This is a genomic window from Bradyrhizobium sp. LCT2 (assembly GCF_009931255.1).
GTDB classification, from domain to species: domain Bacteria; phylum Pseudomonadota; class Alphaproteobacteria; order Rhizobiales; family Xanthobacteraceae; genus Bradyrhizobium; species Bradyrhizobium diazoefficiens.
In genome coordinates this window covers 6,914,900-6,940,544 of record NZ_CP034432.1, presented here as the reverse complement: position 1 = coordinate 6,940,544, position 25,645 = coordinate 6,914,900, and the positions used below count along the sequence as shown (strand labels likewise).

25 protein-coding genes are annotated in these 25,645 nt (G+C 64.4%); 10 read left to right on the top strand and 15 right to left on the bottom strand.

Annotated elements, in window-relative coordinates; all coding sequences use genetic code 11:
- Nucleotides 1–26 precede the first annotated feature (26 nt).
- Together EI171_RS33045 and EI171_RS33040 are read right to left on the bottom strand one after the other, a co-directional pair.
- The gene (locus EI171_RS33045; RefSeq protein WP_161535805.1) at nucleotides 27–860 is read right to left on the bottom strand and encodes a hypothetical protein; all 834 of its coding nucleotides are present in this window, start codon (nucleotides 858–860) and stop codon (nucleotides 27–29) included.
- Between the two features lie 75 nt (nucleotides 861–935).
- Nucleotides 936–1,433: a hypothetical protein gene (locus tag EI171_RS33040; protein WP_027544089.1), complete on the bottom strand. Its 498-nt coding sequence runs from the start codon at nucleotides 1,431–1,433 to the stop codon at nucleotides 936–938.
- 459 nt (nucleotides 1,434–1,892) lie between these two features.
- On the opposite strand from EI171_RS33040, the gene EI171_RS33035 reads away from it, so the two are divergent.
- The 6 genes from EI171_RS33035 (at nucleotide 1,893) to EI171_RS33010 (ending at nucleotide 8,082) form a co-directional block, all read left to right on the top strand.
- Complete coding sequence (locus tag EI171_RS33035; RefSeq protein ID WP_028172330.1) at nucleotides 1,893–2,126, top strand: hypothetical protein; 234 nt, start codon at nucleotides 1,893–1,895, stop codon at nucleotides 2,124–2,126.
- A 191-nt stretch (nucleotides 2,127–2,317) separates the two neighbouring features.
- Nucleotides 2,318–3,202 carry a squalene synthase HpnC gene (gene hpnC / locus EI171_RS33030; RefSeq protein WP_060911136.1) on the top strand — a complete coding sequence of 295 codons (885 nt, stop codon included), beginning with the start codon at nucleotides 2,318–2,320 and terminating at the stop codon, nucleotides 3,200–3,202.
- Nucleotides 3,192–4,031: a presqualene diphosphate synthase HpnD gene (hpnD, locus tag EI171_RS33025; RefSeq protein ID WP_011085786.1), complete on the top strand. Its 840-nt coding sequence runs from the start codon at nucleotides 3,192–3,194 to the stop codon at nucleotides 4,029–4,031. Before hpnC ends, hpnD begins: the two co-directional genes overlap by 11 nt.
- Nucleotides 4,031–5,287, top strand: a complete 1,257-nt coding sequence (gene hpnE / locus EI171_RS33020; RefSeq protein ID WP_161535804.1) for a hydroxysqualene dehydroxylase HpnE — start codon at nucleotides 4,031–4,033, stop codon at nucleotides 5,285–5,287. Before hpnD ends, hpnE begins: the two co-directional genes overlap by 1 nt.
- 51 nt (nucleotides 5,288–5,338) lie before the next feature.
- Entirely contained in the window at nucleotides 5,339–7,336 is a 1,998-nt protein-coding gene (gene shc, locus EI171_RS33015; RefSeq protein ID WP_161535803.1) for a squalene--hopene cyclase, read from the top strand.
- Entirely contained in the window at nucleotides 7,333–8,082 is a 750-nt protein-coding gene (locus EI171_RS33010) for a phosphorylase (RefSeq protein WP_028172326.1), read from the top strand. Before shc ends, EI171_RS33010 begins: the two co-directional genes overlap by 4 nt.
- Nucleotides 8,083–8,159: 77 nt before the next feature.
- On the opposite strand, the gene hpnH is transcribed toward EI171_RS33010, so the two are convergent.
- Nucleotides 8,160–9,320: an adenosyl-hopene transferase HpnH gene (gene hpnH / locus EI171_RS33005; RefSeq protein ID WP_028172325.1), complete on the bottom strand. Its 1,161-nt coding sequence runs from the start codon at nucleotides 9,318–9,320 to the stop codon at nucleotides 8,160–8,162.
- A 35-nt stretch (nucleotides 9,321–9,355) separates the two neighbouring features.
- Nucleotides 9,356–10,282 (bottom strand): 4-hydroxy-3-methylbut-2-enyl diphosphate reductase, encoded by a 927-nt coding sequence (ispH, locus tag EI171_RS33000; RefSeq protein WP_011085791.1) that lies wholly within the window; start codon nucleotides 10,280–10,282, stop codon nucleotides 9,356–9,358.
- A 462-nt stretch (nucleotides 10,283–10,744) separates the two neighbouring features.
- Between ispH and EI171_RS32995 the strand changes: the two genes are divergently transcribed.
- Nucleotides 10,745–13,333 (top strand): MMPL family transporter, encoded by a 2,589-nt coding sequence (locus tag EI171_RS32995; RefSeq protein WP_011085792.1) that lies wholly within the window; start codon nucleotides 10,745–10,747, stop codon nucleotides 13,331–13,333.
- On the opposite strand, the gene EI171_RS32990 is transcribed toward EI171_RS32995, so the two are convergent.
- Nucleotides 13,301–13,963, bottom strand: a complete 663-nt coding sequence (locus EI171_RS32990) for a DUF2147 domain-containing protein (RefSeq protein ID WP_028172324.1) — start codon at nucleotides 13,961–13,963, stop codon at nucleotides 13,301–13,303. The genes EI171_RS32995 and EI171_RS32990 overlap by 33 nt on opposite strands.
- Before the next feature lie 141 nt (nucleotides 13,964–14,104).
- On the opposite strand from EI171_RS32990, the gene hpnO reads away from it, so the two are divergent.
- Nucleotides 14,105–15,496, top strand: a complete 1,392-nt coding sequence (hpnO, locus tag EI171_RS32985; RefSeq protein ID WP_011085794.1) for an aminobacteriohopanetriol synthase HpnO — start codon at nucleotides 14,105–14,107, stop codon at nucleotides 15,494–15,496.
- 8 nt (nucleotides 15,497–15,504) lie between these two features.
- Here the strand turns inward: hpnO and EI171_RS32980 are convergent, their stop codons facing one another.
- The 6 genes from EI171_RS32980 to EI171_RS32955 all read right to left on the bottom strand — a co-directional run bounded on the left by EI171_RS32980 (nucleotide 15,505) and on the right by EI171_RS32955 (nucleotide 18,923).
- Complete coding sequence (locus EI171_RS32980; RefSeq protein ID WP_011085795.1) at nucleotides 15,505–15,813, bottom strand: HigA family addiction module antitoxin; 309 nt, start codon at nucleotides 15,811–15,813, stop codon at nucleotides 15,505–15,507.
- A gap of 11 nt (nucleotides 15,814–15,824) precedes the next feature.
- On the bottom strand, nucleotides 15,825–16,106 hold the full coding sequence (locus EI171_RS32975) for a type II toxin-antitoxin system RelE/ParE family toxin (RefSeq protein ID WP_011085796.1): 282 nt from the start codon (nucleotides 16,104–16,106) through the stop codon (nucleotides 15,825–15,827).
- Nucleotides 16,107–16,177: 71 nt separating this feature from the next.
- Nucleotides 16,178–16,945: an anti-sigma factor gene (locus tag EI171_RS32970; protein WP_011085797.1), complete on the bottom strand. Its 768-nt coding sequence runs from the start codon at nucleotides 16,943–16,945 to the stop codon at nucleotides 16,178–16,180.
- Nucleotides 16,942–17,490: a sigma-70 family RNA polymerase sigma factor gene (locus EI171_RS32965; RefSeq protein ID WP_028172321.1), complete on the bottom strand. Its 549-nt coding sequence runs from the start codon at nucleotides 17,488–17,490 to the stop codon at nucleotides 16,942–16,944. The genes EI171_RS32970 and EI171_RS32965 overlap by 4 nt, the downstream gene beginning before the upstream one ends.
- 127 nt (nucleotides 17,491–17,617) lie before the next feature.
- Entirely contained in the window at nucleotides 17,618–17,953 is a 336-nt protein-coding gene (locus tag EI171_RS32960) for a cupredoxin family copper-binding protein (RefSeq protein WP_011085799.1), read from the bottom strand.
- Between the two features lie 25 nt (nucleotides 17,954–17,978).
- Entirely contained in the window at nucleotides 17,979–18,923 is a 945-nt protein-coding gene (locus tag EI171_RS32955) for a metallophosphoesterase (RefSeq protein WP_011085800.1), read from the bottom strand.
- A gap of 179 nt (nucleotides 18,924–19,102) precedes the next feature.
- On the opposite strand from EI171_RS32955, the gene EI171_RS32950 reads away from it, so the two are divergent.
- Complete coding sequence (locus EI171_RS32950; RefSeq protein WP_161535802.1) at nucleotides 19,103–19,969, top strand: helix-turn-helix transcriptional regulator; 867 nt, start codon at nucleotides 19,103–19,105, stop codon at nucleotides 19,967–19,969.
- A gap of 22 nt (nucleotides 19,970–19,991) precedes the next feature.
- Here EI171_RS32950 and EI171_RS32945 read toward each other — a convergent pair whose 3' ends face one another.
- From EI171_RS32945 to EI171_RS32935, 3 genes are all read right to left on the bottom strand, one after another.
- Entirely contained in the window at nucleotides 19,992–20,315 is a 324-nt protein-coding gene (locus tag EI171_RS32945) for a putative quinol monooxygenase (protein WP_011085802.1), read from the bottom strand.
- Between the two features lie 45 nt (nucleotides 20,316–20,360).
- The gene (locus EI171_RS32940) at nucleotides 20,361–20,675 is read right to left on the bottom strand and encodes a hypothetical protein (protein ID WP_161535801.1); all 315 of its coding nucleotides are present in this window, start codon (nucleotides 20,673–20,675) and stop codon (nucleotides 20,361–20,363) included.
- Between the two features lie 147 nt (nucleotides 20,676–20,822).
- Nucleotides 20,823–22,442, bottom strand: a complete 1,620-nt coding sequence (locus EI171_RS32935; protein WP_161535800.1) for a GMC family oxidoreductase — start codon at nucleotides 22,440–22,442, stop codon at nucleotides 20,823–20,825.
- Nucleotides 22,443–22,616: 174 nt separating this feature from the next.
- Between EI171_RS32935 and EI171_RS32930 the strand changes: the two genes are divergently transcribed.
- Nucleotides 22,617–23,789, top strand: coding sequence for a M20 aminoacylase family protein (locus EI171_RS32930; protein WP_161535799.1), 1,173 nt, complete (start codon nucleotides 22,617–22,619; stop codon nucleotides 23,787–23,789).
- A gap of 172 nt (nucleotides 23,790–23,961) precedes the next feature.
- Here the strand turns inward: EI171_RS32930 and EI171_RS32925 are convergent, their stop codons facing one another.
- Nucleotides 23,962–25,590 (bottom strand): inorganic phosphate transporter, encoded by a 1,629-nt coding sequence (locus tag EI171_RS32925; RefSeq protein WP_011085806.1) that lies wholly within the window; start codon nucleotides 25,588–25,590, stop codon nucleotides 23,962–23,964.
- Nucleotides 25,591–25,645 lie beyond the last annotated feature (55 nt).

Sequence of the window (25,645 nt, the reverse complement as noted above, 5' to 3'; positions counted from 1 at the left end):
GCGGGGCGGCGAACGCTGCCCTGTGCTCAGGCTTCGATGCGGATGATGCCGTACGGGTTGAACTTGAAGTCGTCCTCGGCGTAGTCCTGTTCCCGCGAGAGCGTAAGCTTGCGATCGCGCAGCGTCGCGTCGATGCCGCGCTCGGCCATCGCGTTTGGGATCTCCTCCATGAGCATCACCGCGGACCATTCGTTGCCGCGCGATTTCGCGACATAGACCTCCGGCAAACCGAGGAGGTGATAGCCGACGGTCTCGTAATAGCGATCGCCGCCGAGCGGGCGCTTGGCGAAGGCAAGACGACAGGCCTTCGCGAGGGCGAGCGTCATGCCGAGGCCCTCGCTGGTCTTTGCGCCCGTGCGTGCCTGATCGGCGAGACTGCGCCATCGCGCAAGCCCGTGGGCAACGCCTGCGCTTTCGCCCTTCACGGCGGTGGCACTGGCCTCGATCATCTCCTCGACGATGCGCAAGGCCGCTGCCGAATAGGCGACCGTCTTCTGCTGGTCCATCGGCGGGCTCAGCACGTAGAGCACCGATTTGTGGTTGGCCACGGCTGCTTCGTCGGCGGCAGACCATGCATTGGGAAAGACACGGTCCCAGCACACGCCGAACGACCGCTCCATGTGCGGATCGGGCTTGGCTTGCGAATACGTGCGGTCGATCTCGAAGTTGAAATCCGCGATCGTCCTGGCCACCGCCTTCGGTGGCTGCAGCAGGCTGTCGTCCTTGCCGAGGAAGCAGAGCACGTGACGTGGCTTCACGGATGAAGGCTGCATGCTCGTTCCCTGCTGGTCATTTGCGAAGGCGCGACTGGCGACGAAAAGGCCGGCGGCCTTGAGCAGATGTCTGCGAATTGGCTCCATATCCGCAACAATGTCAGCAAAAAGCCCCCGGCTCGCGAGAACCGGGGGCGTGTTTCTCTCGATGCGGGAAGAGCGTCAGCCCTTCGTCATCGTGATGTTGACGCCGCGGATCTCGCCCTTGGAGCTGATCTGCACCGTCTGCTTGGTGCCGTTGGTGCGCAGCGACAGGTTGGCGGCGAAGCCGTTGGCCTCGACGAACACCTCGATCTGGCCGCCGCCGGCGGTGCCCTGGAGATTGCCGAAGATGTTGCGGCTGGCCTCGCTCCAGTTGCCGGAGATGCGGTCGCCCTGGCTCGTCACGTCGCTGGTGAGGTCGAACTTGTAGCTGTCGGACGCGCAGTGCAGCGCCTGCTTCAGGTTGAGACCGCTGCCGGCGACCTTGTAGTCGGCCTTGCAGCGGATGCGCTCGGTGGAGCCGTCGGACAGCGACACCGTGCCGGTGCCGGTCCACGCGCCGTCAAAACCGGCAAACGGTCCGGACGACTGTGCGTGGCTTGCCGAAACCGAGAAGAGCAGCGCAGCCCCGATGCCGGCCGCCTTGATTGCCAGTCCAGATCGCCCAAAGAATTTCATCACAAATATCCCGTTTTGGAACGACGTCCGCTCAAGATCGGGACGTCTCGCCACATCGAAGGTTTAGTGCTTCGAGCCCGTGTCAGGTTCAAAGCCTGGCCGCCAGAGATGGCGGTTCGCGACGCCCTGCGCCATGCCCGGCGGCTGCGATTTCCCATGTTTCGGCATGTTTCCGGCCGAAACGGAGGGGGTGAGCGATGCAGCTCTGCAACAGGCGTGCAGTAAAATGCGGGCCGCCTGAATTATGACGTAGTATCAACCTCTTAGATCTGCCAATGAAGGCGCAGGGAAGACCTGATTTGGTGGGTGTGGCGCCAATTTGGCCGCATTTGCCAGTGCTTGTGCCTTCTCCGAGGCCGCACGCTCCGCGGCGACTTGCCATCAGAACATTCCGTTCCGGTCGTCCGCCCTGTGCTGTCCGGGATTGTTGCGATTCTGCCGTCAGAATGAAGGAATACAATGCGTAAGCTTCTCGTCGCTCTCACCCTGCTGTCGGCGTCCCTTTCCACGGCGGCATTTGCCCAGCAAGGGCGTGGCACGGACTCCGAGCAGAAGGCCTGCACGCGCGATGTGCAGAAGTTCTGCCGTCCGGTCATCGATCAGGGCGATTTCACCATCCTGGCCTGCCTGAAGGAGAACCGGACCAAGATCTCGCAGGCCTGCGACCAAGTTCTGAAGAACCACAACCAGTAAGCTCGGCCACTGGCCCACAAGGGCGGCCCCGGGGCCGCCTTTTTCAGGCCGGATCCGCAGGGCAGCCTTCGAGAGACAGGATTGGTTTTGCGGCCGTATTCCCCTATATGGGGGCCGCGGCGGCATCGCCGGCACGAGCCCGCGCGAGCGAAAAAGCTCTTCCTGTCCAAACGATTGTAAACCAGCCCTCGATGACCTCTGCGAGCGAATTGCGATCCGGCAAGGGTGACCGCGACGAGAATTTTCCCGTCGCGTCCTGGATCATTCATCCGCGTCATCGCGCGCTGATCCTGGCGTATTACAATTTCGTCCGTACTGCCGACGACATCGCCGACCACGCGACGCTGCCAGGCGACCAGAAGCTCGCCTATCTCGACCTGCTCGAGGCGGAACTGCTCGGCAAGGGCGACACCCAGGCCGAAGCCGTCGTCTTGCGGCGCGCGCTCGCCGAGCGCGGCATGGCGCCGCGCCACGCGCTCGACGTGCTCATCGCCTTCCGCATGGACGTCACCAAGCTGCGCTACGAGAACTGGGACGAGGTGATCCACTATTGCCGTTACTCGGCGATGCCGGTCGGCCGTTTCATGCTCGACGTCCACGGCGAGAGCACCTCGACCTGGGCCGCGTCGGACGCGCTTTGCGCGGCGCTCCAGATCAACAACCACCTCCAGGATTGCGGCAAGGATTTTCGCGAGCTCAACCGCGTCTATCTGCCGCGCGATGCGCTGGCCGCGAGCGGCGCCTCGGTCGAGCAGCTCGGCCTTGCCCAGTCGCCGCCGGCGATGCTGGCCTGCCTGCAGTCGCTCGCCGCGCGCAACGAAGCGCTGCTGGACGAGGGCAGGTCGCTAGCTGCGGAGATCCGGGATTTCCGCCTCGGCATCGACGTCGCGGTGATCCAGGCCTATGCCGACCGCATCGTGCGCCTGCTCAAGGTGCGCGATCCCCTGCGCGAGCGCGTGCATCTCAACAAGTTCGAGCTCCTCACCTTCAGCCTCGCCGGCATGATCGGCGAAGTCGGCCGCCGCGCGATCGGACGCAAGGCCATTTCCAGACCGGGGACTGCACATGACGCTTGAGGCGACCTCGCCCGGCGCCAGTTATGGCTCGACCGCATCCGGCAGCTCGTTCTACGCCGCGATGCGCATCCTGCCGCATGACCAGCGCGAAGCGATGTTCCAGATCTACAGCTTCTGCCGGCAGGTCGACGACATCGCCGATTCCGACGGCCCGCGCGAGGAGCGGCTCGCTGCGCTTCAGGCGTGGCGCACCGATATCGACGCGCTCTATCAGGGCAATCCGCCGCCGCGGCTGAAGGACTACGTCGCCTCGGTGAAGACCTTCGGGCTCAAGCGCGAGGATTTCCTGGCCATCGTCGACGGCATGGAGATGGACGTGCCGCAGGACATCCGCGCGCCCGACATGGCGACGCTCGATCTCTATTGCGATCGGGTCGCCAGCGCCGTGGGGCGGCTGTCGGTGCGGGTGTTCGGCCTGCCCGAAGAGGACGGCATCCAACTCGCCTATCATCTCGGCCGCGCGCTCCAGCTTACCAACATCCTGCGCGACATCGACGAGGACGCCGGCCTCGGCCGGCTCTATCTGCCGCGCGAAGCGCTGCTGCATGCCGGCATCACCTCCAACGACCCGAATCGCGTCATCGCCGAACGCGCGCTGCCGAAGGTCTGCCTGCCGCTGGCGCAGCGTGCGAAGGTGCATTTCGAGAAGTCGGACGAGATCATGAACCGCAACAAGCGCCGCACCGTGCGTGCGCCGCGGATCATGTCGAAATACTATCATTCCATTCTGGACCTCCTGATCGCGCGCGGCTTCAACGCGCCGCGCGAGCCGGTGCGTGTGTCGAAGGTCACACGCATCCTGATCCTGCTCCGTTACGCTTTCATCTGATGCAAAACACAGCTCACATCATCGGCGCTGGAATTTCCGGCCTCTCCGCCGCCGTGCGGCTCGCCAATGCCGGCTTCAAGGTCGCCGTGCACGAGGCGACGCACCAGGCCGGCGGCCGCTGCCGTTCTTATTTCGACGGCGCAACCAACCTCACCATCGACAACGGCAATCATCTGCTGCTGTCGGGCAACAGCCATGCGCGCGCCTATGCGCGCTCGATCGGGACCGAGGCGGGCCTGGTCGGCCCTGAAAGCGCGCAGTTTCCCTTCGTCGATATCAAGACCGGGCAGCGCTGGCAGATCGATCTCGGCACCGGCCGGCTGCCGACCTGGGTGCTCGACGAAAGCCGCCGCGTTCCAGACACAGGCCTCACCGACTATCTCAAGCTGGCGCCGCTGATCTGGGCCTCGGAGGAGACGCTGGTCGGCAAGTCCATTCCTTGCGAAGGCGTGCTCTATCAGCGCCTGGTGCAGCCGCTGCTGCTCGCCGCGCTCAACGTCGATCCGCCCGAGGGCTCGGCCGGGCTCGCCGGCGCGATCGTGCGCGAGACGCTGCTTGCCGGCGGACAGGCTTGCCGTCCCTTGATCGCGCGCGACGGCCTTAGCGCCGTGCTGATCGAGCCCGCCGTGAAGTTCTTGCAGGAGCGCGGCCACTCGGTTCAGCTCGGCCATGAGCTGCGCGCGTTCGTGACCAGTGACGGCAAGGCCGGCGCGCTGAATTTCGGCGGCGAGGACGTGATCCAGCTCGCCGACGGCGATGTCGTCGTGATGGCGGTGCCGCCGCGTGCCGCCGCCAGCCTGCTGCCGGGCCTGAAGACGCCGACCGAATTCCGCGCCATCGTGAATGCACATTTCCGTTTTGAGCCGCCGCCGGGTTCGCCGCCGATCCTGGGCGTGATCGGCGGCATCGTGGAATGGCTGTTCGCGTTCCCGAACCGGCTTTCGGTGACCATCAGCAACGGCGACCGTCTCGTCGACATGCCGCGCGAGGAACTCGCGCAAGCGATCTGGAACGACGTCTGCGAGGCAGGCGGCGTTTCCGGCGAGCTGCCTCCCTGGCAGATCGTGCGCGAGCGGCGCGCCACCTTTGCCGCCACGCCGGCGCAGAATGCCCTGCGTCCGGGGCCGGTCACCGCGCTGAAAAACCTGTTCCTCGCCGGCGACTGGACTGCTACGGGATTGCCTGCAACCATCGAGGGATCGGTCCGGTCCGGTGATCGCGCCGCCGATCTAGTGCTGGCCGCACAGCGGCCCTGACGGGAATTTGTCCCGGTCAATTCAAATCAACTATCGGAGTAATCGAGCCAGATGGATTCCTTGAACGCGACCGCCCGCGAAGCCCAGGAATCCAAGATCTCGGAATCGAAGATCTTGGAATCGAAGATCTTGGAATCGAGCATTGCGTCCGCCACGCAAGGCGTCCTCGGCTTCCAGCAATCCGACGGCCATTGGGTGTTCGAGCTCGAGGCCGACTGCACGATTCCGGCCGAATACGTTCTGTTGCGCCACTATCTCGCCGAGCCGGTCGACACCGTGCTCGAGGCCAAGATCGGCAATTATCTCCGTCGCGTGCAGGGCGCCCATGGCGGCTGGCCGCTCGTGCATGACGGCGAGTTCGACATGAGCGCCAGCGTGAAGGCGTACTTCGCGCTGAAGATGATCGGGGATTCCATCGACGCCCCGCACATGGTGCGTGCGCGCGAGGCGATCCACGCCCGCGGCGGCGCTATTCACAGCAACGTCTTCACGCGCTTCATGCTCGCGATGTTCGGCATCGTGACCTGGCGCGCGGTGCCGGTGCTGCCGATCGAGATCATGCTGCTGCCGTTCTGGTCGCCGTTCCACATCAACAAGATCTCCTACTGGGCGCGCACCACCATGGTGCCGCTGATGGTGATCGCCGCGCTGAAGCCGCGCGCGAAGAATCCGAAGGGCGTCGGCATCGACGAGCTGTTTCTCCAGGATCCGCGCTCGATCGGCATGACCGCGAAGGCGCCGCACCAGAGCATGGCCTGGTTCCTGCTGTTCCGTTCGCTCGATGCGATCTTGCGCGTCATCGAGCCGCTGTTTCCGAAGAGCCTGCGCAAGCGCGCCATCGACACCGCGCTCGCCTTCAGCGAGGAGCGGCTCAACGGCGAGGACGGCATGGGCGCGATCTATCCGCCGATGGCCAACCTCGTCATGATGTACGACGCGCTCGGCAAGGACGAGAACTATCCGCCGCGCGCGGTCACGCGCCGGGGCATCGACAAGCTGCTCGTGATCGGCGACGACGAGGCCTATTGCCAGCCCTGTGTCTCGCCGGTGTGGGATACGACGCTGACTGCCCACGCGCTGCTGGAAGCCGGCGGCGACAAGGCGGTGCCTGCGGCGAAGCAAGGCCTCGACTGGCTGATCCCGAAGCAGGAGCTCGAGGTGAAGGGCGACTGGGCCGTGAAGCGGCCCGACGTCCGCCCGGGCGGCTGGGCGTTCCAGTACAACAATGCCTATTACCCTGATCTCGACGACACCGCGGTCGTGGTGATGTCGATGGACCGGATGCGACGGGAGCACGGTGCAACTAGCTATGATTCCGCGATCGACCGCGGCCGGGAGTGGATCGAGGGGATGCAGAGCGACGACGGCGGCTGGGCCGCCTTCGACGTCAACAACCTCGAATATTACCTGAACAACATCCCGTTCTCGGACCATGGCGCGCTGCTAGATCCGCCGACCGAGGACGTCACCGCGCGCTGCGTCTCGATGCTGGCCCAGCTCGGCGAGACCGCCAAGACCAGCAAGCACGTGGCCGACGGGGTCGCCTACCTCCGCAAGACCCAGCACCCGGAAGGGTCCTGGTACGGCCGCTGGGGCATGAACTTCATCTATGGAACCTGGTCGGTGCTTTGCGCCCTGAACATGGCCGGCGTCCGCCACGACGACCCCATGATTCGGAAAGCCGCCGACTGGCTGGCCTCGATCCAGAACAAGGACGGGGGCTGGGGCGAGGACGCCGTCAGCTACCGGCTGGACTACAAGGGCTGGGAAGCCGCCCCCTCGACCGCCTCGCAAACGGCATGGGCCTTGCTTGCCCTGATGGCGGTAGGCGAGGTTGATCACCCGGCCGTCGCCCGCGGGGTGGAGTACCTGATTGCAACACAGAACGAAAAAGGACTGTGGGACGAGCAGCGGTACACCGCCACAGGCTTTCCCCGTGTATTCTATCTACGGTATCATGGTTACTCGAAGTTCTTCCCGCTGTGGGCGCTGGCGCGGTACCGGAACTTGCGGAACACCAACAGCAGGGTGGTAGGGGTCGGAATGTGACTTTGGGGACGGGGGACTATCTTACCGCGGGCAATGCCATTGATCCGCGGCCAATACTCATTGTGACCGGTCTGGTTCAGGAGGCCCGCATCGCGGCTGGCCCCGGAATGGCCGTCATCTGCTCGTCCAGCAGCCCGACCCAGTTGCGGGCGCTCCTGACCGTGGTGGATCCTGAGACGATTCGCGGCGTGATATCGTTCGGCGTGGCCGGCGGGCTCGACCCGACGCTGCGCTCCGGCGACGTCGTGCTGGCGACCGAGGTGCTGTCAGGCGACACCCGTTGGGCCGCTGGCCTATCGCTCGGCGACGACCTGATCGACCGCCTTACGTCAGGGCGCCGCCGCGTGGTGCGCGGCAGCCTCGCCGGCGCCGAGGAAGTGGTCACCGGGCGGTCCTGCAAGGCGGCACTACATTCGGAGACCGGCGCCTCCGCCGTCGACATGGAGAGCCACATCGCGGCCGCCTATGCCGCCGAGGCCGGGTTGCCCTTTGCCGCGGTCCGCGTCATCAGCGACCCCGCCCATCGCGCGCTGCCGGCGCTCGCCCGCGCCGCCATCAAGCCGAACGGCCAGATCGACCTCGCGGCCGTCCTGCGCGGCATCGTGCGCAATCCGACGACGCTGCATGCGCTGGTCTCGACCGGCATCGACTTCAACCGCGCACTGCGCTCCCTGCGCGGCTGCCGCGACTTCCTGATCGGCACCGAGCTGGTCGACAGCGAGGCGCTGGTCGCCGAGACGGTCTGAGCGTCTCGATCTGACAAAAGAAAAGGCCCGGTCGCGATGGCGACCGGGCCTTTTTGTTCGTGGTGCTGTTTGCCGCTTTACGCGGCCGTCGAGGCCTTCCGTGCGGCCTTCTGCTCGGCGGCGGCGGCCTCGTCCTTGCGGATCTCGGAGAGCTTCTTCTGGACCTGCTCCGAGAAGATGTACTGCGCCGGGCGCTGCTTGCTCATGTCGATCTCCGGCGCCATCGGGCCAGAGGTCTTGACGCCGCGCAGCGACACCCACATCGCCTTCAGCGGGTTGTTCAGCGCTGCGGTCGCCGCGGTCGGCTCGTAGCCGCAATGGGCCATACAGTCGGCGCACTTCTCGTACTTGCCGGTGCCGTAGGTCTCCCAGTCGGTGGTGTCCATCAGCTCCTTGAAGGTCTTGGCATAGCCTTCACCGAGCAGATAGCAGGGCTTCTGCCAGCCGAAGATGTTGCGCGCGGGCATGCCCCAGGGCGTGCACTCGTATTCCTGGTTGCCGGCGAGGAAGTCGAGGAACAGGCCGGAATGCATGAAGTTCCACTTCTTGCCCTTGCCCATCGCGAAGACGTCGCGGAACAGCTTCTTGGTCTTGGTGCGGTTGAGGAAGTGCTCCTGGTCCGGCGCACGCTCATAGGCGTAGCCCGGCGACATCGAGACGCCGACACCGAGCTCGACGGTGAGGTCGAGGAACTTCGCGATCTCCTCGGCCGGATGGCCGTCGAAGATGGTGGCGTTGACGTTGACCGTGAAGCCGCGCGCCTTGGCCGCCTTGATCGCGGAGACGGCGCGGTCGAACACGCCCTTCTGCGACACCGCCTTGTCGTGATGGTCCTTCAGGCCGTCGAGATGCACGGAGAAGAACAAATACGGGGAGGGCTCGAACAGGTCGAGCTTCTTCTCGAGCAGCAGCGCGTTGGTGCAGAGCGACACGAACTTCTTGCGCGCGACGAGGCCGCGCACGATCTCGCCGATCTCCTTGTGGATCAGCGGCTCGCCGCCGGGAATGGCGACCATCGGCGCGCCGCATTCGTCGGCCGCGTCCCAGCACTCCTGCGCCGTCATGCGGCGGTTCAGGATCGCATCCGGATAATCGATCTTGCCGCAGCCGACGCAGGCGAGGTTGCAGCGGAACAGCGGCTCCAGCATCAGCACGAGCGGATAGCGTTTGCGGCCAAGCAGTTTCTGCTTGAGCAAATAGCCGCCGATACGCATTTCCTTGAAGAAGGGGATAGCCATTACACGTTTCTTTCTGGGCTTGAAATTCGGGTGGGTCAGCTCGCAGCCAGTTCGGCCGGAAGCCGGAATTCGATGTTTTCCTCGCGGCCCGGCAGCACCTGGACCTTGACTGGTCCGATCCGCCGCATCGCTTCGATCACGTCATCCACGAGTACCTCGGGCGCCGAGGCGCCGGCCGTGACGCCGACGGTCCTGGCATCTTTCAACCACTCCGGATTGAGCTCGCTGCCGTCGGCAATCAAATAACTCGCGACACCGGCTTCAGTGCCGATTTCGCGGAGCCGGTTCGAGTTCGAGCTATTGGCAGCGCCCACCACCAAGATCACGTCGACCAGCTTGCTCAAGTCCCTTACCGCAGATTGGCGGTTCTGTGTCGCATAGCAGATATCCCGGATATCCGGGCCTTGAATATCTGTAAAGCGGGCCTGAAGGGCCGAAATGATGTCCCTGGTGTCGTCCACCGACAGGGTGGTCTGGGTGATGTAGGCCACTGGCGTATCCGCCGGCAGCGTGAGGGCGTTAACCTCTTCAACGCTTTGAACAAGCAGCACGGGGGCGGGAACCTGGCCCATCGTGCCCTCGACCTCGGGGTGGCCGGCATGGCCGATCAGGATCAGGGTGCGGCCCTTGGTGATATAGCGCTTCCCCTGATTGTGAACTTTCGTGACCAGGGGGCAGGTGGCATTGAGCACCGGAAGGTCGCGCGCGGCGGCCTCTTCCTCGACGCTGCGGGCGACGCCATGGGCGCTGAAAACGGTCACCGCCTTCGGCGGAACCTCGGACAGCTCCTCGACGAAGATGGCGCCCTTGTTCTTCAGGCTCTCGACCACGTATTTGTTGTGCACGATCTCGTGGCGCACGTAGACGGGCGGGCCGAACTTCTCCAGCGCCCGTTCCACGATCTCGATCGCCCGCACCACGCCCGCGCAGAAACCGCGCGGTTGCGCTAGATAAACTTCCATAGGACGCCCATCACGCAAGTTGCACCAATCCGCTTCAAAGTTCCCGGCGGCACCTCGATACTGACCAATGAGTTGCAATATCCGCACCATTGGTTTCGCGCACGCGGTAGCCACCCACCCCCGTCGGGGCTCCGGCGCATGGAGGCGCAATACTTTGTGTCAAAAAATCGGCAGAAAGGAAAGGTCGACAGACCTTTGGTTCCCCGCCGGCTCAATCGCGCGGTATTATAGTATGGAAATTGCCATGAGCAAAATGGCGACATTTGTGCTCACCCCTTCGTCACTTTCCCGCCTCAACTCCCCGGCTATACCGACCGCCCCGCATGATTTTGCCACGGTCCGCGCCGTTTACCTCGAACCTTCTTGCGGCGAGAGCCACTTAAAACAGCAATAGGTTTCGCCCGGGAACTCCGATAAACAGCGGGCGTTTTCGGCAAGCTGTTAACACCAGAAAGAAAAGATGTGCTGCAAAGCGTAGTCGTTGCCATCGTCAGGGCCTGTACCCGGTTTGCCTCCCTCGTCGTCGTTCTCGGGCTCCTGCTTGCGGTGGGGGCCGGCTATTACACGTCCAAGCACTTCGCCATCAACACCGACATCAACTCGCTGATTGCCCAGAATCTGGACTGGCGCCAGCGCGACCAGCAATTCGACCGCGCCTTCGACCGCGACGCGACGATTACGGCAGTGGTCGAGGCAAAGACGCCGGAAATGGCGACCGCGGCATCGGACGCGCTGTTTGCCAAGCTGAAGGACGACAAGACCAACTTCCAGTCGATGCAGCAGCTCGGCACCGGCGAGTTCTTCGAGAAGAACGGCCTCTTGTTCCTGCCGACCGAGGAGGTCGCCAAGGTCACCGGCGAGTTCGAATCGGCGGCGCCCCTGATCGAGATCATGGCGGGCGACCCCTCGATCCGCGGCCTGACCGGCGCGCTGGAGACGGGACTTGCCGGCGTCAAGCGCGGCCAGGTCAAGCTCGACAATACCGCGCGGCCTTTCAACCTGATCGCGCAGACGGTCGAGACCGTGCTCAACAAGGGCAATGCGAGCTTCTCGTGGCGCGAACTCGTCAGCGACGAGCCGCTGTCGGATTCCGACAAGCGCGCCTTCATCGAGTTCAAGCCGATCCTCGACTACAACGCGCTGGAGCCCGGCAAGGGCGCTACCGACGCGATCCGCAAGGCTGCGGCGGATCTGGATTTCGCGACCAAATACCAGGCGCGGGTGCGACTGACCGGCCCGGTGCCGATCGCCAATGAGGAATATGCCACCGTCCAGGAAGGCGCCGTCGTCAACGGCGTCGGCACCGTCCTCGTCGTGCTGCTGATCCTGTGGCTGGCGCTGCACTCGGCGAAGATCATCTTCGCGGTGTTCGTCAATCTCTTCGTCGGCCTTGCCATCACGACCGCCGCCGGCCTGATGATGGTCGGATCGTTCAATTTGCTGTCGATCGCGTTCGCGGTGCTGTTCGTCGGCCTCGGCGTCGATTTCGGCATCCAGTACAGCGTCCGCTACCGCTCGGAGCGCTACAAGCACAACGACCTTTCGGGTGCGCTGGTGCTGGCAGCGAAGCGCTCTGCGGTGCCGCTGTCGCTTGCGGCGATGGCGACCGCGGCAGGCTTCCTTTGCTTCATGCCTACGGACTATCAAGGCATCGCGGAGCTCGGCCAGATCGCCGGCGTCGGCATGCTGGTGGCTTTCCTCTCTTCGATCACCGTTCTGCCGGCAATGCTGAAGCTGCTCAACCCACCCGGCGAGAAGGAGCCCGTGGGCTACGCCTTCCTGGCGCCGCTCGATCACTTCCTGGAGAAGCATCGTGTGCTGGTGGTGGGGGGCACGCTGCTGCTCGCGCTCGCCGGCTTGCCGCTGCTCTATTTCATGAAGTTCGACTTCAACCCGATGAACCTGCGCAACCCGAAGGCCGAATCGATCGCGACCTTCCTCGACCTGCGCAAGGATCCCAACACCGGTGCCAATGCCATCAACGTGATGACGACGTCCGAGGAGCAGGCACGGCAGGTCGAGGCGAAGCTGGAGAAGGTGCCGGAGGTGCTGCGCGTGATGTCGCTCGACAGCTTCGTGCCGCAAGACCAGCAGCCGAAGCTGAAGCTGATCGCACAGGGCGCCAAGGTGCTGAACCCCGCGCTCAATCCCGACCAGATCGATGCCGCGCCGTCGGACAAGGAGAACGTCGATGCGCTGAAATCCTCGGTCGACAATCTGCGCCGGACCGCCGGCGATGCGAAGGGGCCGGGCGCGGTCGCCTCGCGCCGCCTTGCGGACGCGCTCGAGAAGCTCGCCAATGCCGACGAGGCCATGCGCAACAAGGCGCAGGACGTGTTCGTCACGCCGATGAAGATCGTGTTCGACCAGCTCAGGAACGCGATGCAGGCCGAGCCGGTCACCCTGAAGTCATTGCCGCCCGATCTGGTCAGCGCCTGGAAGAGCAAGGACGGCATCATCCGCGTCGAGGCGCTGCCCAAGGGCGATCCCAACGACAACGACACCCTGCGCAGATTTGCGGCGGCGGTGCTCGTTGCCGAGCCGACCGCGATCGGCGGGCCGGTCTCGATCCTGAAATCCGGCGACACCGTGGTGAAGGCGTTCATCCACGCCGGCGTCTACGCGCTGCTGGTGATCGGCCTTCTGCTGTGGATCACGCTCCGCCGGTTCGTGGACGTGCTGATGACGCTGGTGCCGCTCCTGGTTGCCGGCGCGGTCACGCTCGAGATCTGCGTGCTGATCGGCCTGCCGCTCAACTTCGCCAACATCGTCGCGTTCCCGCTGCTGCTCGGCGTCGGCGTTGCCTTCAAGATCTACTATGTCGTGGCCTGGCGCTCGGGCAGAACAAACCTGCTTCAGACCAGCCTGACACGCGCGATCTTCTTCAGCGCGCTGACGACGGCGACGGCGTTCGGCAGCCTGTGGCTGTCGAGCCATCCCGGCACGTCCAGCATGGGCAAGCTGCTGGCGCTCTCACTGGTGACGACGCTCGCCGCCGTGCTGCTGTTCCAGCCGGCCCTAATGGGCAAGCCCCGCAATCTCAGGGAGTAGGCAGATGTCGCCGACGGGGTCGGCGGCGCCCTTCTGACCGGGCTTGGCCGTCGTGGCGGTTTTCGGGGCCGGCGCGGGCGCAGGCGCTGTGGCGCCCGTCGTGCCTTGGGGCGCCGTGCCTTGGGGTGGTGCAGTGCCTTGGGCTTTCGGCGCCGCGCCGGTGGGCTTCGGCGCGCCCTTGGCCATGGCGTTGGCGGGGCTCAAGGGGATCGGCGGTCCGACCCGGGTCCAGGTTTCGCCGCCGCAGAGGAAGCCCATCACGCAGCCCTTGATCTCAAGCTGGTCGGTACCGGCCGGAGTGATGGTCGCGCTGTAGAGCTGGCCATCTTTCGCGTTGTAGACCTGTCCTTCCCACTGATCGACGCCGGGCTTCTTCTTCATGTCGATCAGGGTCGCCATGCCCAGCGTCGGCCTGTTCTGTTTCGAGACATCCGGGTTGTTCTCGTCACGGCCGCCAGGCTGCTTTTCCCAGGAAACCGCGCCCCACATGCTGCCATTGCATTGGGCGACACGGATGTTGGCGACGCCGTCGGCGACCCGCCAGTCGCCGGTGGGGTCGGCGGCGAGAGCAGGAGTCAGGCAGGCGTAACCGCCAGCCAGTATAATTCCGGTGTAAAGGGCCAAACGCATGAGTGTTCCTTGGCAGTGCAACATGGTTTAAAGCTGTGCTTGCGAAGATGGTCCGAAAAAGGGCAAAAGGCCGCACAGACCGTTTTCTGTAACGGTCCGTTTCCAGTTGACGAGACGGCCCTCAACCGAAGTATGTAGCGGATGCACAGCCCAAATCCAGACATGTCTCAACTGTTCGCGGACCGTCAGGCCCAGCGCAGTGCCCTGCATAATCGGTATCTGAACGAGCAGTTCGTTCGGGTTCTCAAGACCATCGGCTACGACGTCGGCTTCCAGAAGGGGCAGGGGCAGTACCTCTACGACCGCGACGGGGCGCGCTATCTCGACCTGTTGTCCGGCTTTGGCGTGTTTGCGATCGGGCGCAATCATCCGGTCATGCGCGATGCGCTCAAGAGCGTGCTCGATGCCGACCTGCCCAACCTCGTCCAGTTCGATGTCTCGACGCTCGCCGGCGTGCTCGCCGAGCGCCTCCTGAAATACGTTCCCTATCTCGACAAGGCGTTCTTCGCCAATTCCGGGGCGGAATGCGTCGAGGCCGCGATCAAGTTCGCACGTGGCGCCACCGGCCGTCCCGGCATCGTCTATTGCGCCCACGGCTATCACGGCCTGACCTATGGCGCGCTGTCGCTGACGGGTGACTCGAACTTCCGCACCGGTTTCGAGCCGCTGCTGCCCGGTTGCACCCCGGTCCCCTTCAACGATCTCGCCGCGCTCGAAAAGGCGCTGGCCTCGCGCGAGGTCGCGGCCTTCGTCGTCGAGCCGATCCAGGGCAAGGGCGTCAACATGCCCACCGACGAGTTCCTGCCCGGTGCGGCCGCGCTCTGCAAGAAATACGGCACGCTGTTCGTCGCCGACGAGATCCAGACCGGCATGGGCCGCACCGGCCGCTTCCTCGCGGTCGAGCACTGGAATGTCGAGCCCGACATGGTGCTGCTGTCGAAGTCGCTGTCGGGCGGCCACGTGCCGGTCGGCGCGGTGCTGACGCGCAAGGGCATCTTCGACAAGATCTTCAACCAGATGGATCGCGCGGTGGTGCACGGCTCCACCTTCTCCAAGAACGATCTGGCGATGGCCGCGGGCATCGCCACGCTCGATGTCATGGAGTCCGAGAAGCTGATCGAGTCCGCCGCCAAGCGCGGCGCCGAGCTGCGTCTTGCGCTGACGCGCATGGTGCCCGGCTACGAGCTGATGAAGGAAGTGCGCGGCAAGGGCCTGATGATCGGCGTTGAGTTCGGCCCGCCGAAGTCGCTGCGCCTGCGGGCGTCCTGGAACGTGCTGGAGGCCGCCAACAAGGGCCTGTTCTGCCAGCTCATCACCGTGCCGCTGTTCAAGGATCACAAGATCCTGACGCAGGTCGCCGGCCACGGCAGCCACACCATCAAGCTGCTGCCGCCGCTCACCATCACCGAGGAAGACTGCGGCTGGATCGAGCGCGCCTTCGACGACGTCATCGCCGGCAGCCACAAGGTGCCCGGTGCGATCTGGTCGCTCGGCAAGACGCTGGTGGACAACGCGGTGAGAAGGTCGGCTTAGTTGGGCCGTCATTCAGCCGCTTGCGGCCTGTTCACGGTCTCGATGCGGTCAAGTGCCTTGCCGAGATCGCGCTTCGCGATCTGGATGTCATAATCATTCTGAAGATTGAGCCAGAGTTCGGCCGTTGTGCCGAGCGCCTTGGCCAGTCGAAGCGCGGTGTCGGCGGTGATTCCGGTCTGCTCATTCGCGATCCGCTCGATGCGCGTGCGCGGCAAGCCGCACGTCTTGGCGAGCGCGCCAGCGGACATGTTCAGTGGGACTAGAAACTCCTCCCGTAGAACCTCACCGGGGTGCATGGGCTTGAGTTTTTTGGCCATTGTCGCGTTCCCTAGTGATAGTCCACAATCTCGACCTCGACGGGCCCTTGCGGTGTCCAGATGAAGCACACTCGGAACTGATCATTGATCCTGATCGAGTGCTGTCCCTTGCGATTGCCGCTCAGGGCCTCCAGACGGTTGCCGGGCGGCGCCCTTAGATCGCCGAGCTCGCCGGCAGCGTGCAGATAACGCAGTTTCCGGCGTGCAACCTTCACGAGATCGGCTGGAAAGCCTTTGGGACTTTCTCCGTCGAAGACTGCCTCAGTCGTTTTGTCCCGAAACGTTCTGATCACCCAATCAATGTATCATTATCTGATACATTTGGCAATACCCGCGTATCGCGGAATGATACATCATCGAGCCGCTACCCCTCCACATTCACCTTCATCGCCGCCCCGAACTTGTCGACGAACTCGGCCAGTTCGTCGGCGCCGAGATCGCTGACCGCCCAGAAATTCAGGCCGCGATCGCCCCAGCGGCGGCAGTTGAAGCCCTGCATGGTCTGGGTCTTCGGCGGCCGGTGTTCGGTGCTCGAGGTCTGCGACACGAACAGGTTGATCACGTGCTGCCGGCGCCGGTAGACGACGGCGCCGATGGCGCGGGCGTCGATATAGTCGAGCCGGCCGCCGACCAGCGTAAAACCCTGCGCGGTGAGGTCGATCACGGGCGGGGCGACGTCGAGCTTGCCGTTGAACCAGGGTTTGACGGTGTGCTGGTCGGTCGAGATCACGTCGGTGAGATGGCCGGCCTGAAGCGAGCGCAGATGGGCGGAGACGACCTCCGACAGGATGCGCTGCTGGTCGTCCTGGCGCAGCACCACGGCGACGACGCCGGAGGCGGCGAGCGCGGAGACCGCCGAGCCCATCGCAAAGCCGCGCAACACGGAGCGGCGGGTCGGTTGCAGGCGCTGCGGCTGAGGCATCGAGGCCTCGATGCGGGCGCGCAAGCTCGCCGGTGCGGTGTAGCGCAGATCGGTGTCGGCGAGCACGCGCTGCATCTCGCGTTGTGCCGCAAGCTCCGCGGCGCAGGCCGGGCAGCCGGCGATATGGGCTTCGACTTCACGCGCGTGGCCGGCATCGAGCTCGTTGTCGATCAGCGCGTGAAGCAGGATTCTTGCCTCGTCGCAGGTCATCTTGGATGCTCCTCTTCCGCCGTCCAGGCCGCGCGCAGCATGGCGCGGGCGCGGGCGAGGCGGGACATCACGGTGCCGACGGGGGCGCCGACGGCCTCGGCGATTTCACGATAGGACAGGTTGTTGATCTCGCGCAGCACGAAGGTTTCCTTGAACGGCTCGGCGAGCGTGTCGATCAGCTTGCGGATGGCGCCGGCATCGCGGCTGCGCAGCACTTCGGTTTCCGGGCTTGCCCCGGTCTCCTGCCAGATCGGCGTCTGCTCGGCGGCGCCGGGCGTATCCTCGATCGCGCTGGGCCTGTGCGCGCGACGCGCATATTCTGCGTTGCAGACGTTGCGCAGGATCGCGAACAGCCAGGGCTTCATCGCCGGCCCGCGATAGCTGTCGAAGTGCTTCAGCGCGCGCAGATAGCACTCCTGCACCGCGTCCTCGGCATCGGAGGCGTCGCGCAGCAGATAGCGCGCGAGCGTGTAGACGTCGTCGAGATAGGGCAGCGCCGCTTCGCGGAAGCGCTGCGCCTTCTGCAGATCGTCGGTGGCGGGCATCGCTCCTCGCTTTGCCTCTTGTTCTGCCTGTGGCTTCGTTCCGTCCCTGTGTGTGACGGAACGCACACGAGCCCGGCCGGCGTGGGACCACCGGCCGGGCAAGACGTTGATGCCTTGGTTGGAGACGTTACTCAACCTTGATCATCCCCGTCATGTGCGGGTGCAACGAACAAAAATATTTGTAGTCGCCCGCATTGGTGAAGGTGAACGAGAACTTGTCGTCGGTGTCCAGGGTCTTGGACCTGAACTTGCCGGCCGAGACGATCGTGTGCGGGATGTCGTCCCGGTTGGTCCAGGTCACGGTGGCGCCGACCTTGATCTTGAGCTCGGCCGGCTGGAAAACGAAATTGTCGATGTGCACGTCCATGTCGTCGGCCCGGGCGGTTGTTGCGGGCAGCAGGACGGCCGCGGCCAGAGCGAGACCGAGGTCGACGCCGAAGTCGCGGCGATTGAGTGTCTTCATTGTCAGCTTCCATTCAACCTTGGATTCAGCCCTGGAGCGGCGTGTCGATGATCGCGAGCCGCTGCTCGTTCTGCTTGAAGTTGATGCTGGCGACGCCGAGCATCGAGCGCAGCCTTGCGTCCTCGACCTTCATCGGTCCGGGCGAAGGAGCTGCCCCAGGCGCCGGCTGCGGGAAGGCGGTCGAGCGCGCGGTGTGGAAGGTGACGTTGCCTTCGACCTTCTGCATCACCTGGTGGATGTGGCCGTTCAGCACGGTGACCGAGCCGAAGCCCTTGACGTATTCGAGCGCGCGGCCGCCATCCTCGGTGCCCCAGCCCCATTCCGGATAGACGGTCCAGAGCGGGATGTGGGCGAACAGCACGACCGGCGTCGATTTCGACTTGCCGCGGAGATCGTCCTCCAGCCAGGCAAGCTGCTCGGCGCCGAGATTGCCGAGGCCGCCGGCCTTGAGGTCGACGACGTTGACGAGGCCGACGAAGTGCACGCCGCCGGCATCGAAGGAGTACCAGCCGTGCCCCTTGGTGCCGCGGCCGTAGCGCTCGCGATAGAGCTTCACCTCCTCGTCGATGAAGTCATGCTCGCCGGGGACGTAGTGCACGTCGAGCTTGGTCTGCGAGATGATGCGTTCGGCATTGTCGAACTCGGCGGCCTTCGACAGATGGGTGATGTCGCCGGTGTGGATCATGAACGACGGCTTGGCCGGCATCGCGTTGATCTTGTTGATGGCTTCCTCCAGCGTGCCGAGCGCGTTGGGATTGGCCGGCTTGTCGAAGCCGACATGGCTGTCGCTGATCTGGAGGAAGGTCATGCCGGGCGCGGCCGCGGTGGCGGCTTGCGCGGAATCGATGATGCCGAGCGAGCGCGGCACGCCGCCCGTGATGGTCCAGAGCACCCCGGTGCCGGCCCAGGTCATGCATTCCAGCACCTTGCGGCGGTTGACGCCGTCATCCCCGTGATCGTGTCCGCTCATCGCAACGTCTCCACTTCGCCCGGAATTGGGCTTCGGGGAGGTGATTGGGGGAGGGCGGGGTTTATTCCTGGATGGGATGACGATTTCGTGAAGTCGGAAGGTGCCGCGACTTGGAAAGCATGGAAATCTTGACCTCGGAGGTCATTTTCTATGGCCGGGCTCAAAGCTAGGCTGGCCCCATGACAGCACACCAGCTTCCTTTCGGGATCCTCTTGAGGCGTTGGCGCGAGCGGCGACGCCTCACGCAGACCGATCTGGCTCTCGCGGCCAATAGCTCAACCCGGCATTTGTCATGCCTCGAAACCGGGAAAGCGCAACCAAGCCGGGCCACCATCAACCGTCTGACAGACCTTCTCGATGTTCCGCTTCGGGATCGCAACAGATTGCTGCTCGCGGCGGGGTTTGCGCCAGCGTACGAGGAGACGTCGATCGACGGCCTCGAAGCAGCAAGGGCGGCGATGGATCGCATTCTCCAGGCGCACAAGCCCTTTCCCGCCTTCGCAGTGGATCGGCGCTGGAACGTGGTGCTTTCAAATGGCGCGCTTCCCCAGCTCTATGAAGGATGTTCGGAAGCACTCCTAGAGCCACCCATCAACGCGATGCGTCTCATGCTGCATCCGGCAGGCATGGGACCGCGAATCCTGAACCTCGCGGCATGGCGCGCCTATTGCTTGAGTGTGTTGCGTCAGCAGATCGAGGCCGGGGCCGATCCCTGGCTGCAAAATCTGCTCGCAGAGGTCGCAGCGTATCCCGCCCCGTCAGACTCGACCACCAGCATGGGCTTCGAGCAGTCCGAGCGGCTAGCCACCCCGCTGCGTATCACGACGCGCCTCGGCACCATGTCCTTTCTGAATACCGTGACCGTCTTCGGCACCGCCACTGACATCACCTTGGCCGAACTCGCCCTCGAAATGCTGTTTCCGGCAGACAACCGTACGATCGAGCTTGCAAACCTGATGCAGTCGGAGCTTGTCGATCAGGCATCGCCGGTCGCTGTCGAGAGGGGACGGGCAGGCGCCAGAGAGCACGTGCTCATGCGCAGATAGCGCCGCCCGATTCTCCACGAGGTCATCTGGTCTTCGGGGAGCGCTTCGGATCCGCCCTGATTGGTTCCCACACGCCGATTTTGCGCTCACTCGCCAGTATTCTCGGGAGAGCATCATGCCACGCGTGCCGGTAGGGACGGTTCAGTTGCACGTTGACGACATCATCGTGGTTGTCCCACGTCTCGTAGAGCATGAAGTGGTTTTCGGACGTCGGATCCTGGTGCAGGACCGCCTCACAATATGTCGTCTCGACCTTCATCGCGTCCAGGACTTCACAGAGGCGCTCCAGAAATTCCTCCCGCTTGCCGGGGACAACTTGAAACTCGATGGCATATGAAACGGGCATGAATCACTCCGCCTTCGTGTCGTCGGACATTGCGATGCGGGCCTGTCAGGCCGGATAGAACTGGTAGTCCTGGACTATCTTTCCAGCATCCGAGACGACAACGAATTCCAGGCCTTTGCCCAGCACGGTATCCGCGTTGGCTGGCAACATCTCCCAATAGAATGCCACCACGTTGCCTTCCCGGCGAGCGCCGGGCACTGCGCGAAAGCGATTTCCCGCATCGCGCACGAATTCGTTGTGCGATTCAATATAGTGCTCACCTTGCGGAATCCATAATTCCGCGACTTGTCGCTTCCGCTTTTCAGAGTCCCGCTCGTTCCACACAGCCACATATCGATCGGCAAGCTCGTTCAAATTCATTTTCTGCTTCCTCGTCTTGCGTCACCCGCTGAGAGCGCAGACGCCTGTCCGCGCTGCGCCTGGCCCTCATACCTGCAGGCCGACGGGCGGTCGATGACGTGGGAAGTCAAAAACGAAATCATCCGACCTAAGGACTGGAAGTTTGACTTACTTCGCATCCTCCAAAATCATCGTCGCACCTTTCTCGGCGATCATTGCGGTCGGCGTGTTGGTATTGCCCGACGTGATCGTCGGCATGATCGAGGCATCGACGATGCGAAGGCCGCTGAGGCCGTAGAAGCGGAGGCGTTCGTCGACCACCGCCATCGGATCGTTCGCCGCGCCCATCTTCGCCGTGCCGACGGGATGGAAGATGGTGGTGCCGATATCGCCCGCGGCTTTGGCGAGCGAGGCATCGTCGTCGCCGACGGAAGGGCCGGGCAGATATTCGCTCGGGTGATATTTTGCCAGCGCCTTCTGCAGCATCAGGCGGCGGGTGGTGCGGATGGCGTCGGCGCCGACCTGGCGGTCGTCGTCGGTCGACAGGTAGTTCGGCGCGATGATCGGCTTCTCGTCCGGGCTCGCCGAGCGCAGCCGCACGGTGCCGCGCGAGGTTGGCTGCAAGTTGCAGGCGCTCACGGTGATGGCGGGGAAGCGGTGCAGGGGATCGCCGAACTTGTCGAGCGACAGCGGCTGTACGTGGAACTGGATGTTGGCGCGTGCGCGCGTCGCATCGGAACGCGTGAAGATGCCGAGTTGCGACGGCGCCATCGTCAGCGGTCCGCGGCGGCGGAAGGCGTAGTCGAGCCCCATCAGGCCGCGGCGGAACAGGTTGTAATAGGTCTCGTTCAGCGTGCGCACACCCTCGACCTTGTAGATCGCGCGCTGCTGGAGATGGTCCTGCAGATTGCGGCCGACACCGGGCTTGTCCATCATCACGTCGATGCCGAGCGGCGACAGCCAGTCGGCAGGCCCGATGCCGGAGCGATGCAGCACCTGCACCGAGCCGATCGCGCCGGCCGACAGGATCACCTCGCGCTTCGCGCGCGCTTCGATGATCTCGCCGTTCTGGACGAAACGCACGCCGACGGCGCGGCCCTGCTCGATGATGAGACGGTCGACCAGCACGTGCTTCTCGAGCCGCAGGTTGGGCCGGTTCAGCGCGGGCTTGAGGAAGCCGCGCGCCGAGGACCAGCGCCGGCCGCGCTTCTGGTTGACGTGGAAATAACTGGTGCCTTCGTTGTCGCCGGTGTTGAAATCCGGGATGCGCTTGATGCCCATTTCTTCTGCGGCATCGCCGACGGCATCGAGAACCTCCCACGACAGCCGCGGCGCCTCGATGCGCCAGCCCCCGCCGACGCCGTGATGCTCGCTCGCGCCCAGGAAGTGATCCTCGATCCGCTTGAACAGCGGCAGCACGTCGTCATAGCCCCAGCCGGTCATGCCCAGCTGGCGCCAATGGTCGTAATCGGCGGCCTGTCCGCGCATCGAGATCATGGCGTTGATCGCCGAGCAGCCGCCGATCACCTTGCCGCGGGGATAGGCCAGCGCGCGGCCGTTCAGGCCCGGCTCGGCCTCGGTCTTGAACATCCAGTCCGAGCGCGGATTGCCGATCGCGAAGAGGTAGCCGACCGGAATGTGGAACCAGATCCAGTCGTCGTCGCCGCCGGCTTCGAGAATGAGGACGCGATTTTTCGGATCGGCCGATAGGCGGTTGGCGAGAATGCATCCTGCCGTGCCTGCCCCGACGACAATGTAGTCAAACTCACCTTCGAGCCGCCTTGGCATTCTGCTTCCACCCGGATGGTCACTTGATGTTCCGTCCTAATAGGCAGACGCAGCGGTTCGGGACAAGTCCGGCCATGACGAGAGGGCAGGGCTCCCCCCGATCCGCGGCGGTTAGGTGGACTGCGGCTTGCATGGTAGACAGTCCTGTATTCCCAACAAAGCTTGAGACCATCCATGCCCATCGTGAACCGCGTCGCCGACCTTCAACCCGATATTCAGGCCTGGCGCCGGGACATCCACCAGCATCCCGAATTGCTGTATGACGTTCACCGCACCGCAGCATTCGTCGCGGACCGTTTGCGTGAATTCGGCTGCGATGAGGTCGTGACCGGCCTCGGCCAGACCGGCGTGGTCGGCGTGATCAAGGGCAACAAGCCAGCCGGCGAAGGGCTCAAGACCATCGGCCTGCGCGCCGACATGGACGCGCTGCCGGTCGAGGAGCAGACCAACCTGTCTTACGCCTCGAAGAATCCGGGCAAGATGCACGCCTGCGGCCATGACGGCCACACCGCGATGCTGCTTGGGGCGGCCCGCTACCTCGCCGAGACCCGCAATTTTGCCGGCGATGCTGTCGTGATCTTCCAGCCGGCCGAGGAGGGCGGTGCCGGCGGCGCGGCCATGGTCAAGGACGGGCTGATGGAGCGCTTCGGCATCGAGCAGGTCTACGGCATGCATAACGGCCCGGGCATCCCGATCGGCTCGTTCGCGATCCGGCCGGGCCCGATCATGGCGGCGACCGACGAGGTCGATATCATGATCGAGGGCCTCGGCGGCCATGCCGCACGTCCGCACAAATGCATCGATTCCGTGCTGGTCGGCGCGCAGGTGATCACCGCGTTGCAGTCAATCGTGGCGCGCAGCGTCGATCCGCTGGAATCGGCCGTGATCTCGATCTGCGAATTCCACGCCGGCAACGCCCGCAACGTCATTCCGCAGACCGCGACGCTGAGGGGCACCATCCGCACGCTGTCGCCGGACGTGCGCAAGCTGGTCGAGAAGCGCGTGCACGAAGTGGTGGCGGGCGTGGCGCAGATCACCGGCGCGAAGATCGACCTGCACTACAAGCGCAACTATCCCGTCGTGAACAACCACGCCGCGGAGACCGAGGTGGCGCGGCGTATCGCAAGGCAGGTCGCGGGCGAAGCCAATGTGCACGAGATGCCGCCGCTGATGGGTGGTGAGGATTTTGCCTATATGCTGGAAGCGCGCCCCGGCGCCTTCATCTTCTGCGGCAACGGCGACAGTGCCGGCCTGCATCACCCCGCCTACAATTTCAACGACGAGGCGATCGTGTTCGGCACGTCCTACTGGGTCAAGCTGGTCGAGGAGTCGCTCGCAGCGTCGTAGGCGCGGCGTCCTTCACCTCGCCCCGCTTGCGGGGCGAGGTCGGATTTTTCGCGAAGCGTAAAATCCGGGTGAGGGGGACTCTCCGCGAGTCCGTCTCTCACCGTGATCGCGGAGGCAGCCCCTCACCCCAACCCTCTCCCCGCAAGAACGGGGAGAGGGAGAGGAGAGGTCTTCAGAAGATTCGCGAGAAGATCACGTAGAGCGTGGCCGACAGCATGATCGCGCAGGGCAGCGTCAGCACCCAGGCCATCAGCAGGTTGCGGATAGTCGCCATCTGCAGGCCCGAGCCGTTCGCGGCCATGGTGCCGGCGACGCCGGACGACAGCACGTGGGTGGTCGAGACCGGCAGGCCGAACACGTCGGCGGCACCGATCGTGGCGGCGGCGACGAGCTCGGCGGAGGCGCCCTGTGCGTAGGTGAGATGGGTCTTGCCGATCTTCTCACCGACCGTGACGACGATGCGCTTCCAGCCGATCATGGTGCCGAGGCCGAGCGCGATGGCGACCGCGATCTTCACCCAGTTCGGGATGAACTTCGTGGCGGCGTCGAGCGAGCCCTTGTAGGCGTTCAGGGTCGCGACCTCGTCCTTGTTGAGATCGTTCTCCTTGTCCTTCATCAGGAAGCGGATCGCTTCCGAGGTCAGGTACATGTCGTTGCGGGTGTTGCCGACGGCTTCCGCCGGCACCTTGTTCAGCGTGCCGTATTTGGCGACCTGGTCGCCGACATCCTTCACCAGCACGGCGAGCGAGGGATAGGTGCCCTCGTTGATCTGGTGCAGTGCGATGTACTGCGTCACCGCCGGACGGGGATCGCCGATGATGCTGTGCCCGGCGCCCTTGGCCGAGATCACCCTGGCGGCGGCCTCCGAGGTCTTCTGGAACTGGGCGACCTGGGATTCCGGCAGAGCGCGGTTGAGCGCGTAAGCGGTCGGCACGGTGCCGATCAGGATCAGCATGATCAGGCCCATGCCCTTCTGGCCGTCGTTCGAGCCGTGCGCGAAGCTGACGCCGGTGCAGGTCAGGATCAAAAGGCCGCGGATCCAGAGCGGCGGCGCCTTGTTGCCTTCGGGCGCGGCGTACAGAGCCGGGTTGCGCACGATGAACTTGAGCACCAGCAGCAGCACGGCGGCGCAGGCGAAGCCGACCAGCGGCGACAGCAGCAGCGCGTAGCCGATCTCGGTAGCCTTGCTCCAGTCCACGCCCGAGGTGCCGTCGCGGCCGCGCATCACGGCGTTGGCGATGCCGACGCCGATGATGGAGCCGATCAGCGTGTGCGAGGACGAGGCGGGCAGGCCGAAATACCAGGTGCCGAGATTCCACAGGATCGCGGCGATCAGCAGCGCGAACACCATTGCGAAGCCGGCGCTGGAGCCGACCTGGAGGATCAGCTCGACCGGCAGCAGCGAGACGATGCCGAAGGCGACCGCGCCGGAGGACAGCAGCACGCCGAGGAAGTTGAAGAAGCCCGACCACATCACGGCGACTTCAGCCGGGAGCGAATGGGTGTAGATCACGGTCGCCACCGCATTGGCGGTGTCGTGGAAGCCGTTGACGAACTCGAAGCCGAGCGCGATCAGCAGCGCAACGAACAAGAGGATGTAGGGCAAGAAGGTCGTGACCCGCGTGCCGGTCGCGTTGACGTCGGCATAGATGCTGTAGGCGACGAACAGCAGACCCGCGGCGAGGATGCCGAAGAACAGGATCATCGTCAGCGGATTGAAGCCCTTGTCGAGATTTGGCCGCGAGGCCGGCTGGATCGGCGCGGGATCGGCTACCGCGCGGTCGAATGCTACATCGGTCATGTCTGGACGCCCCTTAACTTTCAGGTAAGGGTATTGTCCGCGATGGATTTGAAGG

Excerpts from the sequence above, each read along its gene's own strand:
- ispH (WP_011085791.1), bottom strand. The coding sequence starts at position 10,282 with ATGGAAGTTTATCTAGCGCAACCGCGCGGTTTCTGCGCGGGCGTGGTG.
- hpnE (WP_161535804.1), top strand. The coding sequence starts at position 4,031 with ATGCAAAACACAGCTCACATCATCGGCGCTGGAATTTCCGGCCTCTCC.
- EI171_RS32935 (WP_161535800.1), bottom strand. The coding sequence starts at position 22,442 with ATGCCAAGGCGGCTCGAAGGTGAGTTTGACTACATTGTCGTCGGGGCA.
- EI171_RS32940 (WP_161535801.1), bottom strand. The coding sequence starts at position 20,675 with ATGAATTTGAACGAGCTTGCCGATCGATATGTGGCTGTGTGGAACGAG.
- EI171_RS33035 (WP_028172330.1), top strand. The coding sequence starts at position 1,893 with ATGCGTAAGCTTCTCGTCGCTCTCACCCTGCTGTCGGCGTCCCTTTCC.
- EI171_RS33040 (WP_027544089.1), bottom strand. The coding sequence starts at position 1,433 with ATGAAATTCTTTGGGCGATCTGGACTGGCAATCAAGGCGGCCGGCATC.
- EI171_RS32980 (WP_011085795.1), bottom strand. The coding sequence starts at position 15,813 with ATGGCCAAAAAACTCAAGCCCATGCACCCCGGTGAGGTTCTACGGGAG.
- EI171_RS32930 (WP_161535799.1), top strand. The coding sequence starts at position 22,617 with ATGCCCATCGTGAACCGCGTCGCCGACCTTCAACCCGATATTCAGGCC.
- EI171_RS33045 (WP_161535805.1), bottom strand. The coding sequence starts at position 860 with ATGGAGCCAATTCGCAGACATCTGCTCAAGGCCGCCGGCCTTTTCGTC.
- EI171_RS32965 (WP_028172321.1), bottom strand. The coding sequence starts at position 17,490 with ATGCCCGCCACCGACGATCTGCAGAAGGCGCAGCGCTTCCGCGAAGCG.
- EI171_RS32925 (WP_011085806.1), bottom strand. The coding sequence starts at position 25,590 with ATGACCGATGTAGCATTCGACCGCGCGGTAGCCGATCCCGCGCCGATC.
- shc (WP_161535803.1), top strand. The coding sequence starts at position 5,339 with ATGGATTCCTTGAACGCGACCGCCCGCGAAGCCCAGGAATCCAAGATC.
- hpnH (WP_028172325.1), bottom strand. The coding sequence starts at position 9,320 with ATGGCTATCCCCTTCTTCAAGGAAATGCGTATCGGCGGCTATTTGCTC.
- EI171_RS32945 (WP_011085802.1), bottom strand. The coding sequence starts at position 20,315 with ATGCCCGTTTCATATGCCATCGAGTTTCAAGTTGTCCCCGGCAAGCGG.
- EI171_RS32955 (WP_011085800.1), bottom strand. The coding sequence starts at position 18,923 with ATGAGCGGACACGATCACGGGGATGACGGCGTCAACCGCCGCAAGGTG.
- hpnD (WP_011085786.1), top strand. The coding sequence starts at position 3,192 with ATGACGCTTGAGGCGACCTCGCCCGGCGCCAGTTATGGCTCGACCGCA.
- EI171_RS32990 (WP_028172324.1), bottom strand. The coding sequence starts at position 13,963 with ATGCGTTTGGCCCTTTACACCGGAATTATACTGGCTGGCGGTTACGCC.
- hpnO (WP_011085794.1), top strand. The coding sequence starts at position 14,105 with ATGCACAGCCCAAATCCAGACATGTCTCAACTGTTCGCGGACCGTCAG.
- EI171_RS32970 (WP_011085797.1), bottom strand. The coding sequence starts at position 16,945 with ATGACCTGCGACGAGGCAAGAATCCTGCTTCACGCGCTGATCGACAAC.
- EI171_RS32950 (WP_161535802.1), top strand. The coding sequence starts at position 19,103 with ATGACAGCACACCAGCTTCCTTTCGGGATCCTCTTGAGGCGTTGGCGC.
- hpnC (WP_060911136.1), top strand. The coding sequence starts at position 2,318 with ATGACCTCTGCGAGCGAATTGCGATCCGGCAAGGGTGACCGCGACGAG.
- EI171_RS32960 (WP_011085799.1), bottom strand. The coding sequence starts at position 17,953 with ATGAAGACACTCAATCGCCGCGACTTCGGCGTCGACCTCGGTCTCGCT.